General features: G+C 64.8%; 14 protein-coding genes. 9 read left to right on the top strand and 5 right to left on the bottom strand.

Annotation, left to right across the window (positions count from 1 at the left end; all coding sequences use genetic code 11):
• Nucleotide 1: 1 nt before the first annotated feature.
• From ASC83_RS20290 to ASC83_RS24195, 4 genes are all read left to right on the top strand, one after another.
• Nucleotides 2–970 (top strand): MBL fold metallo-hydrolase, encoded by a 969-nt coding sequence (locus ASC83_RS20290; RefSeq protein ID WP_056066985.1) that lies wholly within the window; start codon nucleotides 2–4, stop codon nucleotides 968–970.
• Entirely contained in the window at nucleotides 942–1,616 is a 675-nt protein-coding gene (locus tag ASC83_RS20285) for a phosphohistidine phosphatase (protein WP_056066982.1), read from the top strand. The genes ASC83_RS20290 and ASC83_RS20285 overlap by 29 nt, the downstream gene beginning before the upstream one ends.
• Before the next feature lie 333 nt (nucleotides 1,617–1,949).
• Nucleotides 1,950–2,837 (top strand): transglutaminase family protein, encoded by an 888-nt coding sequence (locus tag ASC83_RS20280; RefSeq protein WP_056066979.1) that lies wholly within the window; start codon nucleotides 1,950–1,952, stop codon nucleotides 2,835–2,837.
• Between the two features lie 117 nt (nucleotides 2,838–2,954).
• The gene (locus ASC83_RS24195; RefSeq protein WP_008902830.1) at nucleotides 2,955–3,125 is read left to right on the top strand and encodes a hypothetical protein; all 171 of its coding nucleotides are present in this window, start codon (nucleotides 2,955–2,957) and stop codon (nucleotides 3,123–3,125) included.
• 88 nt (nucleotides 3,126–3,213) lie between these two features.
• Here the strand turns inward: ASC83_RS24195 and ASC83_RS20275 are convergent, their stop codons facing one another.
• The 4 genes from ASC83_RS20275 to ASC83_RS20260 form a co-directional block, all read right to left on the bottom strand.
• Entirely contained in the window at nucleotides 3,214–5,751 is a 2,538-nt protein-coding gene (locus ASC83_RS20275) for a PAS domain S-box protein (RefSeq protein WP_056066977.1), read from the bottom strand.
• Between the two features lies 1 nt (nucleotide 5,752).
• Nucleotides 5,753–6,565 (bottom strand): ABC transporter substrate-binding protein, encoded by an 813-nt coding sequence (locus ASC83_RS20270; protein ID WP_082522540.1) that lies wholly within the window; start codon nucleotides 6,563–6,565, stop codon nucleotides 5,753–5,755.
• Nucleotides 6,566–6,636: 71 nt separating this feature from the next.
• A complete protein-coding gene (locus ASC83_RS20265) occupies nucleotides 6,637–7,332 on the bottom strand; it encodes an HD-GYP domain-containing protein (RefSeq protein ID WP_235509430.1) in 696 nt (231 codons plus the stop codon).
• A gap of 80 nt (nucleotides 7,333–7,412) precedes the next feature.
• Nucleotides 7,413–7,784: a response regulator transcription factor gene (locus tag ASC83_RS20260; RefSeq protein ID WP_056066973.1), complete on the bottom strand. Its 372-nt coding sequence runs from the start codon at nucleotides 7,782–7,784 to the stop codon at nucleotides 7,413–7,415.
• Nucleotides 7,785–7,932: 148 nt separating this feature from the next.
• Between ASC83_RS20260 and ASC83_RS20255 the strand changes: the two genes are divergently transcribed.
• The 5 genes from ASC83_RS20255 to ASC83_RS20235 all read left to right on the top strand — a co-directional run bounded on the left by ASC83_RS20255 (nucleotide 7,933) and on the right by ASC83_RS20235 (nucleotide 11,645).
• Nucleotides 7,933–8,607: an excisionase family DNA-binding protein gene (locus ASC83_RS20255; protein ID WP_056066970.1), complete on the top strand. Its 675-nt coding sequence runs from the start codon at nucleotides 7,933–7,935 to the stop codon at nucleotides 8,605–8,607.
• On the top strand, nucleotides 8,604–9,338 hold the full coding sequence (locus tag ASC83_RS20250; RefSeq protein WP_056066967.1) for a response regulator: 735 nt from the start codon (nucleotides 8,604–8,606) through the stop codon (nucleotides 9,336–9,338). The genes ASC83_RS20255 and ASC83_RS20250 overlap by 4 nt, the downstream gene beginning before the upstream one ends.
• Nucleotides 9,339–9,595: 257 nt before the next feature.
• The gene (locus ASC83_RS20245; RefSeq protein WP_056066964.1) at nucleotides 9,596–10,363 is read left to right on the top strand and encodes an MHYT domain-containing protein; all 768 of its coding nucleotides are present in this window, start codon (nucleotides 9,596–9,598) and stop codon (nucleotides 10,361–10,363) included.
• Between the two features lie 73 nt (nucleotides 10,364–10,436).
• Nucleotides 10,437–11,126 carry a glutathione S-transferase family protein gene (locus tag ASC83_RS20240; protein WP_200938988.1) on the top strand — a complete coding sequence of 230 codons (690 nt, stop codon included), beginning with the start codon at nucleotides 10,437–10,439 and terminating at the stop codon, nucleotides 11,124–11,126.
• A gap of 15 nt (nucleotides 11,127–11,141) precedes the next feature.
• Complete coding sequence (locus ASC83_RS20235; RefSeq protein WP_056066958.1) at nucleotides 11,142–11,645, top strand: low molecular weight protein-tyrosine-phosphatase; 504 nt, start codon at nucleotides 11,142–11,144, stop codon at nucleotides 11,643–11,645.
• 18 nt (nucleotides 11,646–11,663) lie between these two features.
• Here ASC83_RS20235 and ASC83_RS20230 read toward each other — a convergent pair whose 3' ends face one another.
• Nucleotides 11,664–12,737 (bottom strand): XdhC family protein, encoded by a 1,074-nt coding sequence (locus ASC83_RS20230; RefSeq protein WP_056066955.1) that lies wholly within the window; start codon nucleotides 12,735–12,737, stop codon nucleotides 11,664–11,666.
• Nucleotides 12,738–12,749: the final 12 nt, after the last annotated feature.

Raw genomic sequence — 12,749 nt, 5'->3', positions numbered from 1 at the left:
CATGCTGTCACGCCGTCACTTCCTGGGCGCAAGCCTGGCCACCACCGTTTACGCTGCGGGCTCGTTCGTGCCCGTGTGGGCGCAGAACGCACCCAATTTCGGCACGCCCACCTTGCCCAGCCCTGGTTTCCGTCGCATGAAGGTGGGGGACGTGGAGGTGATTGCACTGAACGATGGCATCACTCGCCGCCCTTTGGGGGAAGAGTTTGTGAAGAACGCACCGCTGGCCGAAGTGCGTGCGCTGCTCGCATCGCAAGGCCTGCCCACCGACTACATCGATGTGCCGTACACCCCCTTCCTGGTGGTGGCGGGCGCGCGCAAGATCCTGATCGATACCGGCCTGGGCGAGTTTGGTGGTGCCACCACCGGCAAGCTGCTGGAAAGTCTGCGCGCTGCTGGCATGCAGGCCTCTGACATCGATACCGTGCTCGTCAGCCATTACCACGGCGACCACATCAATGGAATCCGCAACAAGGCGGGTGAGCTGGTGTTCCCGAAGGCCAAGGTGATGGTGCCTGCAGCCGAACATGCCTTCTGGATGGACGACGCGCGCATGGCCGCCGCCCCCGCCGGCATGAAGGGTGCGTTTGACAATGTGCGTCGCACCTTTGCCACCATGCCAGCCGATACGCTGGTGCGGTTTGAAGCGGACACCGAGGTTGCACCGGGCATCCAATCGGTGGCCGCCTACGGCCATACGCCGGGCCACACGCTGTTCGAGCTGAAGTCGGCAGGCCAGAACTTCTTCTATGTGGCAGACCTGACCAACGTGCCCGCATTGTTCGCGCGCAACCCCGACTGGGCCGTGACCTTTGACATGGACGCAGAGGCTGCGCGCAAGGTCCGCCGCGAGGTGTTCCAGCGCATCACCACCAGCAGCGCCATGCTGGGCGGCTTCCACTTCCCCTTCCCTGCGTTTGGCCGCGTAGCAGCAGCGGGCAATGGCTATGCCTTCCAGCCAGCTGCCTGAGGCCGAAGCAGCCGGGGATCAGGCTGCGACGGAAGGTACGCGCGTCACACGGCGCACCTTGCTGGGCAGGGGCGCGGCAGGCGCATTAAGTAGCGGTCTGGCCCTCACAGCCCTGCAGACCTGGGCGGCCCAGGAAGCGGGTGCCGAAGTCTTGCTGCGCCAGGGCGGAGTGGTGGCGTTGTTTCGCCACGCGCTGGCCCCCGGCACCTTCGATCCCCCGGGTTTCCGCCTGGGCGACTGCGGCACCCAGCGCAACCTGAACTATGAAGGCCGGACCCAGGCCCGGCGCATTGGCGAGTGGTTCCAGGCGCGGCAACTGCGTCCGGAGAAGGTGCTGTCAAGCCCCTGGTGCCGATGCATCGACAGTGCCACCCTGGCTTTCGGTGCACCACAGGTGTGGACGGCTCTGGGTTCGCCCAGGGGCTACTCCGAGACCACGGGGGAGAGCCACCTGCGTGAACTGCGCCAGGCGCTGGCCGCAGCGTCTGCGCGCAATGGCCGGTTTGAGGTGTGGTTCAGCCACATGTTTGTGCAGTCCGATCTGGCACGCGACAGCACCAGCTCTGGCGATGCGCTGATCTTGCGAGCCTCCCGAGGTGGCGACGTGCAGGTGCTGGCGAAGCTCTCGGTCACCGGATCAACCTGACCAGCGCCTGCTGATGCTGGCGGGAGATCGCGCTCCCGCGCACCGTGGTGCACGGGCCATCGGACTACACGCTGGCGATGCCCTGGGGCGTATCCTGAAGATTCCCAGCCCTGCCAGATACCCCGGCGCGGCGCACACCCAGGAGCCGCCGATGACACCGTCCCACACACTGGGTGAACCCGCAGCCTGCAGGCCCCGTCGCTGAGAGCTGCTATGGCCTTCCTCTCCAGCGCCCCCCGCCTTACCACCGCGTCCAACGAGCCAGCGCGATGGCCCGCGAATACCGGCGCGCCCTTGGCGCAGGCAATCCCAGGCAGCCAGCTTGGTGTTCGCATGGACCTGCAGATTGACCTGCGCTATGAGATCGACGGCTACGGCGCCGATTTCGTGTTCAACATCCACGCCGCACAAACACCCCACCAGATCGTCCACAACGAGCGCCTGGTGCTCAGCCAGGACATTCCCCACCAGATCCACACAGACCCTGCGACGGGTAACCGCTATCTCCGGCTGCATGGCGAGCCTGGCATGCTGGAGCTGACCTACAGCGCTACGGTGGACATCCGCCACCACCGTGCCGACCCCACCCAACTGGCCGAGGTGCCTGTGCGGCACCTCCCGCCGCATGTGATGGGCTACATCTACCCCAGCCGATATTGCCAGTCTGACCGCCTGCTGCGGCTGGCACTGAACGAGTTCGGCGCCTTGTGGCAGGGCCACAGCCGCGTGCAGGCTATCCGTGACTGGGTGAATCGGCATGTGGCGTTCACGTCCAACACCTCCAACTCCAACACTTCGGCCGTCGACACGCTGGTGGAACAGGTCGGGGTGTGCCGGGATTTCGCCCACCTGATGATTGCACTGTGCCGCGCCGTGAACATTCCGGCCCGCTTCACCACGGGCACCGACTACGGTGCCGACCCAGCGCTGGGCCCGCCGGACTTTCATGCCTACGTGGAGGTGTATCTGGGCGACCGCTGGTATCTGTTCGACCCCTCCGGCACGGCCATCCCCATGGGGCTGCTGCGGTTTGGCACCGGCCGAGATGCCGCCGACGTGGCGTTTGCCACCATCTTTGGCGGAGTGCGGGCACAGCCCCCTACCATCCACACCCGCGCGGTGGAGGACCCTGCTCAGGGGTGGGTGCTGCCGCACCACTGCGCCGAGGCGCTGTCCACCGACCAGGGGACGTCTTACGGGGCGCGTTTCGTCGCGCAATAGGGAGTTCGACCTTCCGCCTGCCGCCTCTGGCGGGGGCGGCAGAAAGGCCTGTTGGCCACCCCTGATTGCGGCTGTGGCCTAATATGCCCCTTTTCTCCACTTTCTCAGAGACCTACCATGGGCAACAAGATCGTCACCGAAGCAGACCGCAAGCGCACCCCCCAACCCAAGCCAATGCCCGGCGTGACGCTGAACACCCCTGGCCGTGGTCAGCGTGTGAGCCTGGAGCGTGGTGTCGCCACGCGCAGCAAGAAGAACCCTGGCAAGCGCTCGCGCAAGGGCGGCTGATCAGCCCTCCGGGGGCGCTGCGGCGCCCCGCCAGCACCCACAAAAAAAGCCCTCGTCTGAGGGCTTTTTTTGCGGGCGATACAGCCGTCTATTGCAACGGGGCCGGCATGGTTTCCACGTGGCCTCTGGCGGGCAGGATGATGTGAAACGCTGCACCGCTGGCCGGAACGTTCTCGGCAAAGATCCGCCCGCCCATGGCCTCGACGATCTTGCGGCAGATGGCAAGGCCCAGGCCAGTGCCCCCAGATCCATCCTTGGTTTTGCTGGACTGCACAAAGGCCTCAAAAATGCTCTGCAGCTCTGAAGGAGGGATGCCCGGGCCCTCATCCCGTACCACCAGATGCGTCTGGCCCTGCGGGTCCGCGTAGCCCTCCAGGGTGATCGTGCTGCCAGGCGGCGAAAACTTGATGGCGTTGGCCACCACGTTGCGGATCACCTGCTGAAACCGCAACGGGTCGGCCTTCGCCACCAGCGGAAGGTCAGGCATGCGCAAATCCATCATCAGGTGGCTGCGCTCCAGCAAAGGCTCCAGCTCCCGGATCACCGGGCGCACCACGCCGCGCAAGTCGATGCGCTCCATGTGGAATGTGCCCACCGTGCTCTCCAGCTTGGAGACATCTAGCAAGTCGTTCACCAGCGTCAACATGCGCTGGCCCGCAGAATGGATGTCTTCAAACATGCCCGCCAGCTTGGGCTGCGCGCGACCACGCAGCATGCCCAGTTCGGCATAGCCCAGAATGGACTGCAGCGGCGTGCGCAGCTCGTGGCTCATGTTGGCCACAAACTCCGACTTGGTGCGGGATGCCTCCTCGGCCGCGTCACGCGCCTCCCGGGTGGCGCGCTCGGCCTCACGGAACTCGCTCACATCCATCAGGATGGTGAGCACACCGGTGACTTGGCCGTGCTCATCGGCAATGGCCGCCTTGGCCAGGCGCGTGTCGCGGCGCGATCCGTCGCCATGGCGCACCTGGGTCTCGACGAGGGCACGCCCCCCCCAGCGCAGCAGCTGCTTGTTGGCCGACTTATGTACGTTTGCCTCGTCTGGCGGCAGGCACTCGTCAAAGGCCTTGCCCAACACGGCGGTGCGAGTACGGCCTTTGTATTCCTCCCAGGCCTTGTTCACGCGCACAAAGCGGTTCTGGGCGTCAGTCACAGAGATGGGCAGCGGGTTGGTGTCCAGCAGCAGATCCTGAAACGCAATTTGGGCCTGTAGCTGTTGCTGGGCCATCCAGCGCTTGGTTTCATCCACCGCGCTGCCCGCAAAACCAATCACACGCCCGGCAGCCACCAGAGGCACCACTGCCACCTGGAACATCATCTCCTTGCCCTCGGCAGAGCGGGACACCACCTGGCATACCCGCACTCCATCCGGCGACCGGGGGTCGATGGCCCGCGCCACATCATTGCGGCTTTGTGGCTCGACCAGGTCGTGCAGACGTTTGCCAATGGCACGGTCAGGCGCCGTGCCCGTCATCACAGTCCAATGGGCATTCACATAGGTGATCACGCCCTGCGCATCGGTACGAAAAATCAGCTCTTGCACGCTGCGCATCAGCACCGACAGATCCCGCTCGTTGCGGGCAATGCGGGCCTGTGCAGCGTCAATGGCCAGCCGCGCCCGCTCACGGGTGCGCAGGCCACGCCACACGGCAAAGGTCAGGCCCAGCACCAGGGCCACCAGGGCCAGGCCAATACCGATCAGCGCGCGGGCATCCGCCAGCCAGCTCTGCACGGCTGTTCGGTACGAGGTCTCGACCACCACCACCAGCGGCATGGCGGCAGAGGCCCGAAAACTGACGACCTGCCGCTCACCCAGCACACCCACGCCCAGGTAGGTGGCGTGCTCCTGCCGGGGCAGGAACTGGCTGAAGACGGGGATGTTGTTCACCCGCGTACCTGCCAGAGCAGCTGCGGCCCCCGAAGTGGCCAACACCTGGCCGTTGTACGAGGTCACCACCGAGTCAAAAACCTCGGACTCCAGCGTCAGGTGCTGAAAGTTGGACAGCGAGTCGGGATTGACCAAAGCCACCAGCACCAGCGCCTGCCCTGCTTCGTTCTTGTAGCCGTGCATCACAGGGATAAAAGCGACACCCGCAGGAGCCGCCGCCGCTGCGCCTCCCAGCCGCACACTTTGTAGGCTGCGGCCCGGGGTGAGGCCGCCCTGAACCGTCCGCCCCACGGCCACCAGAGGGCCGAGCTTGGCCAGGTCCACAAAACTCTCGGCATCGCCGGGCTGGGTGCTGGCGACCACTCGCCCACCAGCGTCCACCACGGCCAACCCCCGAAGAAATGAAAGCGCCGCCAGCGCCTGGCCCAGGGCATCTTGCATACGCCGGGGTTCCGAGGCCACCGTCGTGAGGGCTGGCGATGTGGCCAGCGACTCCAGCGCCAGTTCGGCCGTCTGCATGGTGCGCGTAGCCTGATCCTCCAGCACCCGAGCCAGCATGGCGGCATGGTTCTGGTGGCTGGTACGCACCGTGCGAAAGTCGTTCACGGCCAACGCGCCGACGGCCACCAGTGCCGCCAATGCCGACAGCCCTCCGGTGATGAGGACCAGATGGCTGGTCTGCGACACCCACGTGCGCAGCCTGGTCCAGACCGAAGGGAGCGCCTGGAGGTCGGCCATATCAGCGCACCACGATGGCGTTCAGGCCATTTTGAGAGGCCGCGCGCTGCAGGCGGCCGTCGGCCTTGATGCGCGCCACAAAGGCATCCACCGTAGCAAGCCAGGCGGCATCGCCGCGCTTGACTGCATAGCCATAGGGCAGCACCGAAAATGGTTCGGGAGACTCGATGAGCCGGGCCCAGTCGGCGTTGTCCATCAGGCGCCGGCTGTAGGGGTAGTCGGTCATGAACACGTCAATGCGCCCGGCAGTCAGTTCGCGCTCGCGGGTGGCGGGCAGTTGGACGCGCACCAGCGTGGCCTGCTTGAGGCGCTGGGCCATGATGGGTTCCATGAATGTGCCTGCCTGCACGCCCACCAACACACCCGGCTTGTCAATGTCGGCCCACTGCTTGATGACCGTATTGGATTTGGTGGTGATGCCGTAAATGTCGCTGCGCATGTAGGGCTGGGTAAAAGCCAGCTTTTCCATCCGCTGGGGCAGCATGCCGATGGCAAACATGGCCACATCGCAACGGTCCTGGTTCAGATCGTCAATGAGGGTGGGAAAAGAAGAGTCCACATATTCGACCCTGGCCTTGAGGTCGCGCGCCAGCTCGGCAGACAGGTCGATGTCGATACCCCCGAGTTGCTGTGTACGCGGGTGCCTGTAGGTCACGCCGTAGTAGTCCGGCCAGACACACACACGCAACACCGACTGGCTCTGGACCCGCTCGGCCACAGGCCCCGCCAGCGCGCTGGTCGCACACACGGCCAGAGCCACCCGGGTGACGGTCAACGCCCACGGTTTCAGCCACTGCATCATCGTCATCATCATTGAGAATCCTTGGATCAATAACACCACCGTGCCCGCAGTGGCCTGCCGCTGAGCGGTCAGAAAAAAGGGGATCAGGGCGCGTCGATCAGTGCATCAAAAGAGGGACATTCCTGCGTGATCTTGCAACGCAGCGCATCGATGGCTTCAGCATGCGCCAAAAACGTGTCCACGATCACCGGGTCGAAAGCACGGCCGCGCTCGGCCGCCAGCATCTCCAGCGCCACCGGCACCGCAAAGGCGGGGCGGTACACCCGGTCCATGGTCAGCGCGTCAAAAAAATCCACCACGGCGGTGATACGGCCCGACAAAGGAATCGCCTCTCCCGACAGGCCCGCCGGGTAGCCTTGGCCGTCGTAGCGCTCGTGGTGCGTGAGCGCCACCTCGGCCGCCATGCGAAACACTGGAATGTGCGAACGCCCCAGGATCTCGGCACCCATCGCGGCGTGGCAGTTCATGGTCTGGCGCTCTTCTGGGGTGAGCTTGCCGGGCTTCTTGAGCACGCTGTCGGGGGTGCCGATCTTGCCGATATCGTGCATGGGCGCGGCCTTGCGCAGCATGCGTGCGTAGCCCACCGTCTGCCCCATAGCCAGGGCCAGGGCCTCGGCCAGGTAACCAATGCGCACGATGTGCACGCCGGTGTCATCGTCCTTGAGGTCGGCCGCAGCCGACAGGTGCAACAGTGCGGCGTGGTGCGCGCGGGTGACCTCGCGCAGGGCTTCATTCCGCTCTCGGTACATGCGCCCGAAGTCGCGCACAAAACTCTCCATCTGAGCTGCAGCAGCCTCATCAAAGCAACGTGCATCGATGGGCTGCGCCAGCAGTTCGTGCTCGGGTCGAGGCGCGGAGGTCACAGCGCTGCCTCCATGCGGTAGATGGTTTCCAGAACCTGCAGAGTGCTGAAGGGCTTCATCAGGTAGTCGTCGGCTCCCGCCGCGAAGCCTGCCGCCCTGTCGTCCGACTGCACCCGGGCGGTCAACATGATCACCTTCGTGTGGCGCATGTCCGGGTCGGACTTGATGCGGCGGCAAACATCCAGGCCGTTAAGGGTGCCCGGCATCATGACATCCAGCAGCACGATGTCCGGCTGCAACTCACTGGCCAGCAGCCAGCCCGCATCGCCCGTAGCAGCTTCGTGGATCTCGAAGTCATCAAACTCCAGCGTCATCTTGAGCAGTTTGCGGATATCGATGTGGTCTTCGACGATCAGGATCTTTTTCATGGCGGTAGCCTTTGTGGGGCCGGAAATCGGCTTGGAATACAAAAAAACACGTTTTAACGTGATTTCTTGCCATTGATTGAATCATATCAATCATTTTTATCAAATGCAAGTCGAGTGAAAATTAAAATTAGGAGAAAATGTGCGATCTATGCAATCTGACAATTCCCTCGCGGAGCACGCCATGGCCGACCACTACACCACGCTGGAAGTCGCCAAGATGCTGGGCATGGCCGTGCGGTCGGTCCAGCTGATGGTGGACCGCAACGAACTTGAGGCCTGGAAGACCCCTGGCGGGCACCGCCGCATCTCGCGTGCATCGGTGGAACGCTGGATGACCGCCCATGGCGCCGGTGGCGCTGCCCAGGCACCCGCCGTCGGCACTCCGGTCGCCGCCCGCCCGCCCCTGGCCGCACCGGTGGCACCTGCCAAAGGGCGTGCACCACAAATCCTGCTGATCGAGGACTCCATCCATTTCCAGAACCTCGTGGGCCTCATCGTGCAGCAGCACCTGCCAGGAGTGCAGTTGCATGTGGCGAACGATGGCATCACCGGCCTTGCGCTCTATGGGCAGATTCAGCCCGAGGTGCTGATCGTGGACATCCTGCTGCCAGGCATCGACGGCGCCACCCTGATCACCACGCTGCGCTCGCACCCTCAATTTGCGCGCAGCCACCTCATCGTGGTCACCTCGCTCGACGAGCAACAGCGCGAGCCGTATGCATTTGCCTTGCAGGGTGTGAAGGTGATCCACAAGCCCCGGCTGGTGGCCGAGTTACCCAGCGCTCTGGCCGCGTGCATTCCACAGGCCCAGGTATCCGCATGAGCGCGCCCAAGGTCCTGCTCGTGGAAGACGACAGCTCCATCGCACGCTTTGTGCAGATGGCGCTCGAGGAACTTCCCATCGAGCTGGTGACCTGCGCCAACGTGCCTGACGCCATGCAGGCGCTGCATGCGGGAGGCGTGGAACTCATCATCACGGACCTTATGCTGCCGGGCGAGTCCGGCATTGACCTGGTACAGCGGCTGCTGCAAGAGCCTGTGCACGAACGCCGAATTCCGGTGGCGGTATTCAGCGCGGGCCTGACGCCGCCAGTGCGCGAGCAACTCCAGGCCATGAAGGTGTGGCGCATGCTGTCCAAACCTGCATCGGTGGCAGAGCTGGAGGCCTGTGTAACCGATGCGCTGGCGCTGGTGGCGGATACCCCTGCCAATGCGCCAGCCACAACAGCCACGCCTGCCGATGAAGCGGCCGACGATGAGGCTAAGGCCATTGCCACCCACTTTGCGGGCGACGAGTTTCTGTTCAAGGCCTACCTCGCCAGTTGCCTGCAGCAGTTCCCTACCGACGTGCGGCAAGGTGACGCGGCCTGCGCAGCGCAAGACTGGCCGGCGCTGCGGCGCCTGGCACACAGCCTGGCCACCGTGCTGCTCACCCTGGGCCATCCGACGCAGAGCGTGCGCGCCCGCCAGCTGGAAAACGCAGCCGCCCAGTCTGCCGCAGAGGCATGCCAGGAACATTGGCGCATGCTGCGCGCTTTCCTGCTGCAACTCTGATCCCACGCCAGCAGCCCGGCTGTCCACCAACCGCCCTGGCCTTGAAGAGGCCCGATGGCGGGCGATTCACCCACCCCATCGCCGTCTCCGGAAGGCGAACGTGAAGACCCATGAGCAAGCCGGGGTGGACCCTTCTTTCTGAAACATAACCATTCAGAGCAAAAAATAACCAATTGGTCTAATATTTAAACAATTGGTTTCAATCGCCTCAGATGCGGTGTGAAGCTCTCCTCCACTCCCGTCTCAGGCAGCTCTCCATGGACCCCACCGTCGTTTCCGAATACCGCCCCCACCTTGTCGCCATCTCGTTTGCCCTGGCATTCATTGGTTCACTGATCGCGCTGATGGTCACGCGCCGCATCCGCCACAAGGACGGCTCGCTCAACCGCGCAGCCACGTTGACGGCCGGCGTGGCGCTGGGCGGCATCGGGGTGTGGTCCATGCACTTTGTGGGCATGGTGGCGCTGCGGCTGGACGTGGCCAGCAGCTACGGCATCGTTGAAAGCGCGGTGTCTCTGCTGGCGGCCGTGGCCTGCACTTCGGCTGCACTCATCGTGGTGTCCAAGGCCCCCCGGGAGCTGGCACGGATTCTGGGCGCAGGACTGCTGCTGGGCCTGGGTGTGGCGGGCATGCACTACCTGGGCATGTACGGCATGAAGATTGGCGGCTACATCCACTGGGACCTGCGCACCGTGGCGCTGTCGGTGCTGATTGCGGTGGCAGCAGGCACGGCCGCCCTGTGGCTGGCCTTCAACACCCGCCGCCTGGGCAGCCGCGTGGGGGCCGCCCTGCTGATGGCCACCGCCGTGTGCGCGATGCACTACACCGGCATGGATGCTGCCGAATTCATCTGCACCACCCCCAACCGTTTTGCCACCGTGCAGGGCGTCGGGCTGGTCAGCTCGCTGGGCCTCGGCCCCATCGTGGCCGCCTGCGCATTTGCTATGGCCGTGCTGATTTCGGTGGATCTGTATGTGCAATGGATGCAACGCTCCATCGGCCAGCAGCGCCGCCGTGCGGCCTGAGCCAGACGGCACCCGCGCAAAACAAGGGCTGCACCAGGGTGCATTCGGCCCACTCTTCAATAAGATGGCGACCATGATCACCCTGCACCACCTCGAAACCTCGCGCTCGCAACGCATTCTCTGGCTGTTGGAAGAACTGGGCGTGCCCTACGAGCTCAAGATCTACGCGCGCGACAAGGCCACCAAGCTGGCCCCGCCTGCGCTCAAGGCCATTCACCCCCTGGGCAAGTCGCCAGTCATCACCGATGGCGACGAAGTGATTGCCGAGTCGGGCGCCATCATCGAATACCTGGTGGAAACCTATGGCGAGCAGGCCCGGGGCGACCTGGCCCACCTGCAGCCAGCACCCCGCACCGCCGAACACCGCCAGTGCCGCTTCTGGATGCACTATGCCGAGGGCTCGCTGATGAACTGGCTGGTGATGAAGCTGGTGTTCAAGACCATCCCCACGCAGCCCATGCCGTTCTTCGTGAAGCCCATTGCACGCGCCCTGTGCGGGACAGTGCAGCAAAAGCTCATCGACCCCAACGTGGACACGGCGCTGGCGTTCATTGAAGAGCACCTGGGCACCCACCGCTGGTTTGCGGGGGAGCACCTGACCATGGCGGACTTTCAGATGAGCTTTGCGGTGGAGGCGCTGATGTCACGCGCCAACGACGCAACCCGCTGCCCGCACCTGCAGGCCTACATGGAACGCATGCACGCACGCCCGGCCTACCAACGGGGCATCGCCAAGGGCGGCCCTGTGGTGATCGAGGCCTGAACGCACGCCACCACCATGTCTCGCTACGCGATTCTTTTCGTGTGCATGGGCAACATCTGCCGCAGCCCCACAGCCCACGGCGTGTTCCGCCACAAGATCATCCACAGCGGCCTGGCGCACAGCGTGGTGGTGGACTCGGCCGGCACGCACAACTACCATCCCGGCGAGCCGCCCGACACCCGCACCCAGCGCCACGCGGCGCAGCGCGGTTATGACCTTTCGGACCTGCGGGCACGGCAACTCATTGATGCCGACTTTGCCCGCTACGACCTGATCCTGGCCATGGACTGGGACAACCTGGCCCTGGCGCAAGACCAATGCCCGCCCGCACACGCGCACAAGCTGCGGCGCATGACGGAGTTCTGTCTGCAATTCGACAGCCCGGTGGTGCCTGACCCGTACTACGGCGGCAGCCAGGGGTTTGAGGAGGTGCTGGACCTGGTGGAAGACGCCTGCGAAGGGCTGCTCAGGCACGTACAACGGCAGCTGCAGGCCCAGGTACCACCGGTACAGCACTGACCTCCGGGACGAACCGAGCTACCGCACTCCGCACACCAGGGCGCCGGGGTCGTTGTGCGCCTGCTCGCGGTCGTTCTTGGCCTGGGCCACTTCCATGTCGCGTGGCAAGGTCACGCCGTTCTTGACGGCCAGAATCTCGGCCATCACGCTCACCGCGATTTCGGGCGGCGTCTTGCTGCCGATGTAGATGCCGATGGGCCCACGCAGGCGTTGCAGGCTGGCTTCGGTCTGGTCAAAGTGCTCAATCATGCGGGCGCGCCGCGCATCGTTGTTGCGGCGCGAGCCGATGCCGCCCACGTAGAACGCCTCGGTGCTCAAAGCCTCCAGCAGTGCCAGGTCGTCCAGCTTGGGGTCGTGCGTGAGGGCCACCACGCAGGTGCGGCGGTCGGGCTTGAAGGCCAGCACCACATCGTCGGGCATGTCGCTCACCACGGTGGCACCCGGTACGCTCCAACTGCCCCGATACTCCTCGCGCGGGTCGCACACCGTCACGGCAAAGCCGTTGAACAAGGCCATGGTGGCCAGGTACTCGGTGAGCTGCCCCGCCCCGATCAGCAGCATGCGGTACTCGGGCCCGAAGGTGTTGGTGAGCTGCTGTGCATCCACCTTCAGATCCTCGGGTGCCTGCGCAGGCGCCAGGGTCACGGCGCCATCGGACAGGCACACGGTGCGCTGCACCAGGCGCCCAGCGGACAGCTGGGCAATCAAATCGGCCAGCAGCGCGGGATCTGGGTCGTATTCCAGCAGCAGCTCCAGCGTGCCGCCACAGGGCAGGCCAAAGCGGTGGGCCTCGTCGGCGCTGATACCGTATTTGACAAACGATGGCGGCCCGCTGGGGATGCGGTGCTCGGCACCGTCTGCCGCAGCGCCCGCCTGGGCATAGGCGCGGGTGTGGCGGTCGATCAGGTCGTCCTCAATGCATCCGCCCGACACCGACCCGACCACCGCGCCGTCTTCGCACAGCGCCATGATTGAGCCCACCGGCCGGGGCGACGAACCCCAGGTGCGCACCACCGTGGCCAGCAGCGCACGGCGCCCTGCGGCACGCCAGCCCTGCAGCGTGCGCAGCACGACGACGTCCAAGTTTTCCATGACTCACTTCCT

Origin of the sequence: Acidovorax sp. Root402 (assembly GCF_001425125.1) — a bacterium.
In the GTDB taxonomy this organism is placed as follows: domain Bacteria; phylum Pseudomonadota; class Gammaproteobacteria; order Burkholderiales; family Burkholderiaceae_C; genus Acidovorax; species Acidovorax delafieldii.
Note: the sequence above shows the minus strand (reverse complement) of the source record. Positions and strands in the feature narration are given on the sequence as shown.

Bases quoted from the DNA above. Each gene is read 5' to 3' on its own strand.
- ASC83_RS20260 (WP_056066973.1), bottom strand. From the start codon at position 7,784: ATGAAAAAGATCCTGATCGTCGAAGACCACATCGATATCCGCAAACTG.
- ASC83_RS20245 (WP_056066964.1), top strand. From the start codon at position 9,596: ATGGACCCCACCGTCGTTTCCGAATACCGCCCCCACCTTGTCGCCATC.
- ASC83_RS20275 (WP_056066977.1), bottom strand. From the start codon at position 5,751: ATGGCCGACCTCCAGGCGCTCCCTTCGGTCTGGACCAGGCTGCGCACG.
- ASC83_RS20280 (WP_056066979.1), top strand. From the start codon at position 1,950: ATGGACCTGCAGATTGACCTGCGCTATGAGATCGACGGCTACGGCGCC.
- ASC83_RS20230 (WP_056066955.1), bottom strand. From the start codon at position 12,737: ATGGAAAACTTGGACGTCGTCGTGCTGCGCACGCTGCAGGGCTGGCGT.
- ASC83_RS20285 (WP_056066982.1), top strand. From the start codon at position 942: ATGGCTATGCCTTCCAGCCAGCTGCCTGAGGCCGAAGCAGCCGGGGAT.
- ASC83_RS20255 (WP_056066970.1), top strand. From the start codon at position 7,933: ATGCAATCTGACAATTCCCTCGCGGAGCACGCCATGGCCGACCACTAC.
- ASC83_RS20265 (WP_235509430.1), bottom strand. From the start codon at position 7,332: ATGGAGAGTTTTGTGCGCGACTTCGGGCGCATGTACCGAGAGCGGAAT.
- ASC83_RS20235 (WP_056066958.1), top strand. From the start codon at position 11,142: ATGTCTCGCTACGCGATTCTTTTCGTGTGCATGGGCAACATCTGCCGC.
- ASC83_RS20270 (WP_082522540.1), bottom strand. From the start codon at position 6,565: ATGATGATGACGATGATGCAGTGGCTGAAACCGTGGGCGTTGACCGTC.
- ASC83_RS20290 (WP_056066985.1), top strand. From the start codon at position 2: ATGCTGTCACGCCGTCACTTCCTGGGCGCAAGCCTGGCCACCACCGTT.
- ASC83_RS24195 (WP_008902830.1), top strand. From the start codon at position 2,955: ATGGGCAACAAGATCGTCACCGAAGCAGACCGCAAGCGCACCCCCCAA.
- ASC83_RS20250 (WP_056066967.1), top strand. From the start codon at position 8,604: ATGAGCGCGCCCAAGGTCCTGCTCGTGGAAGACGACAGCTCCATCGCA.
- ASC83_RS20240 (WP_200938988.1), top strand. From the start codon at position 10,437: ATGATCACCCTGCACCACCTCGAAACCTCGCGCTCGCAACGCATTCTC.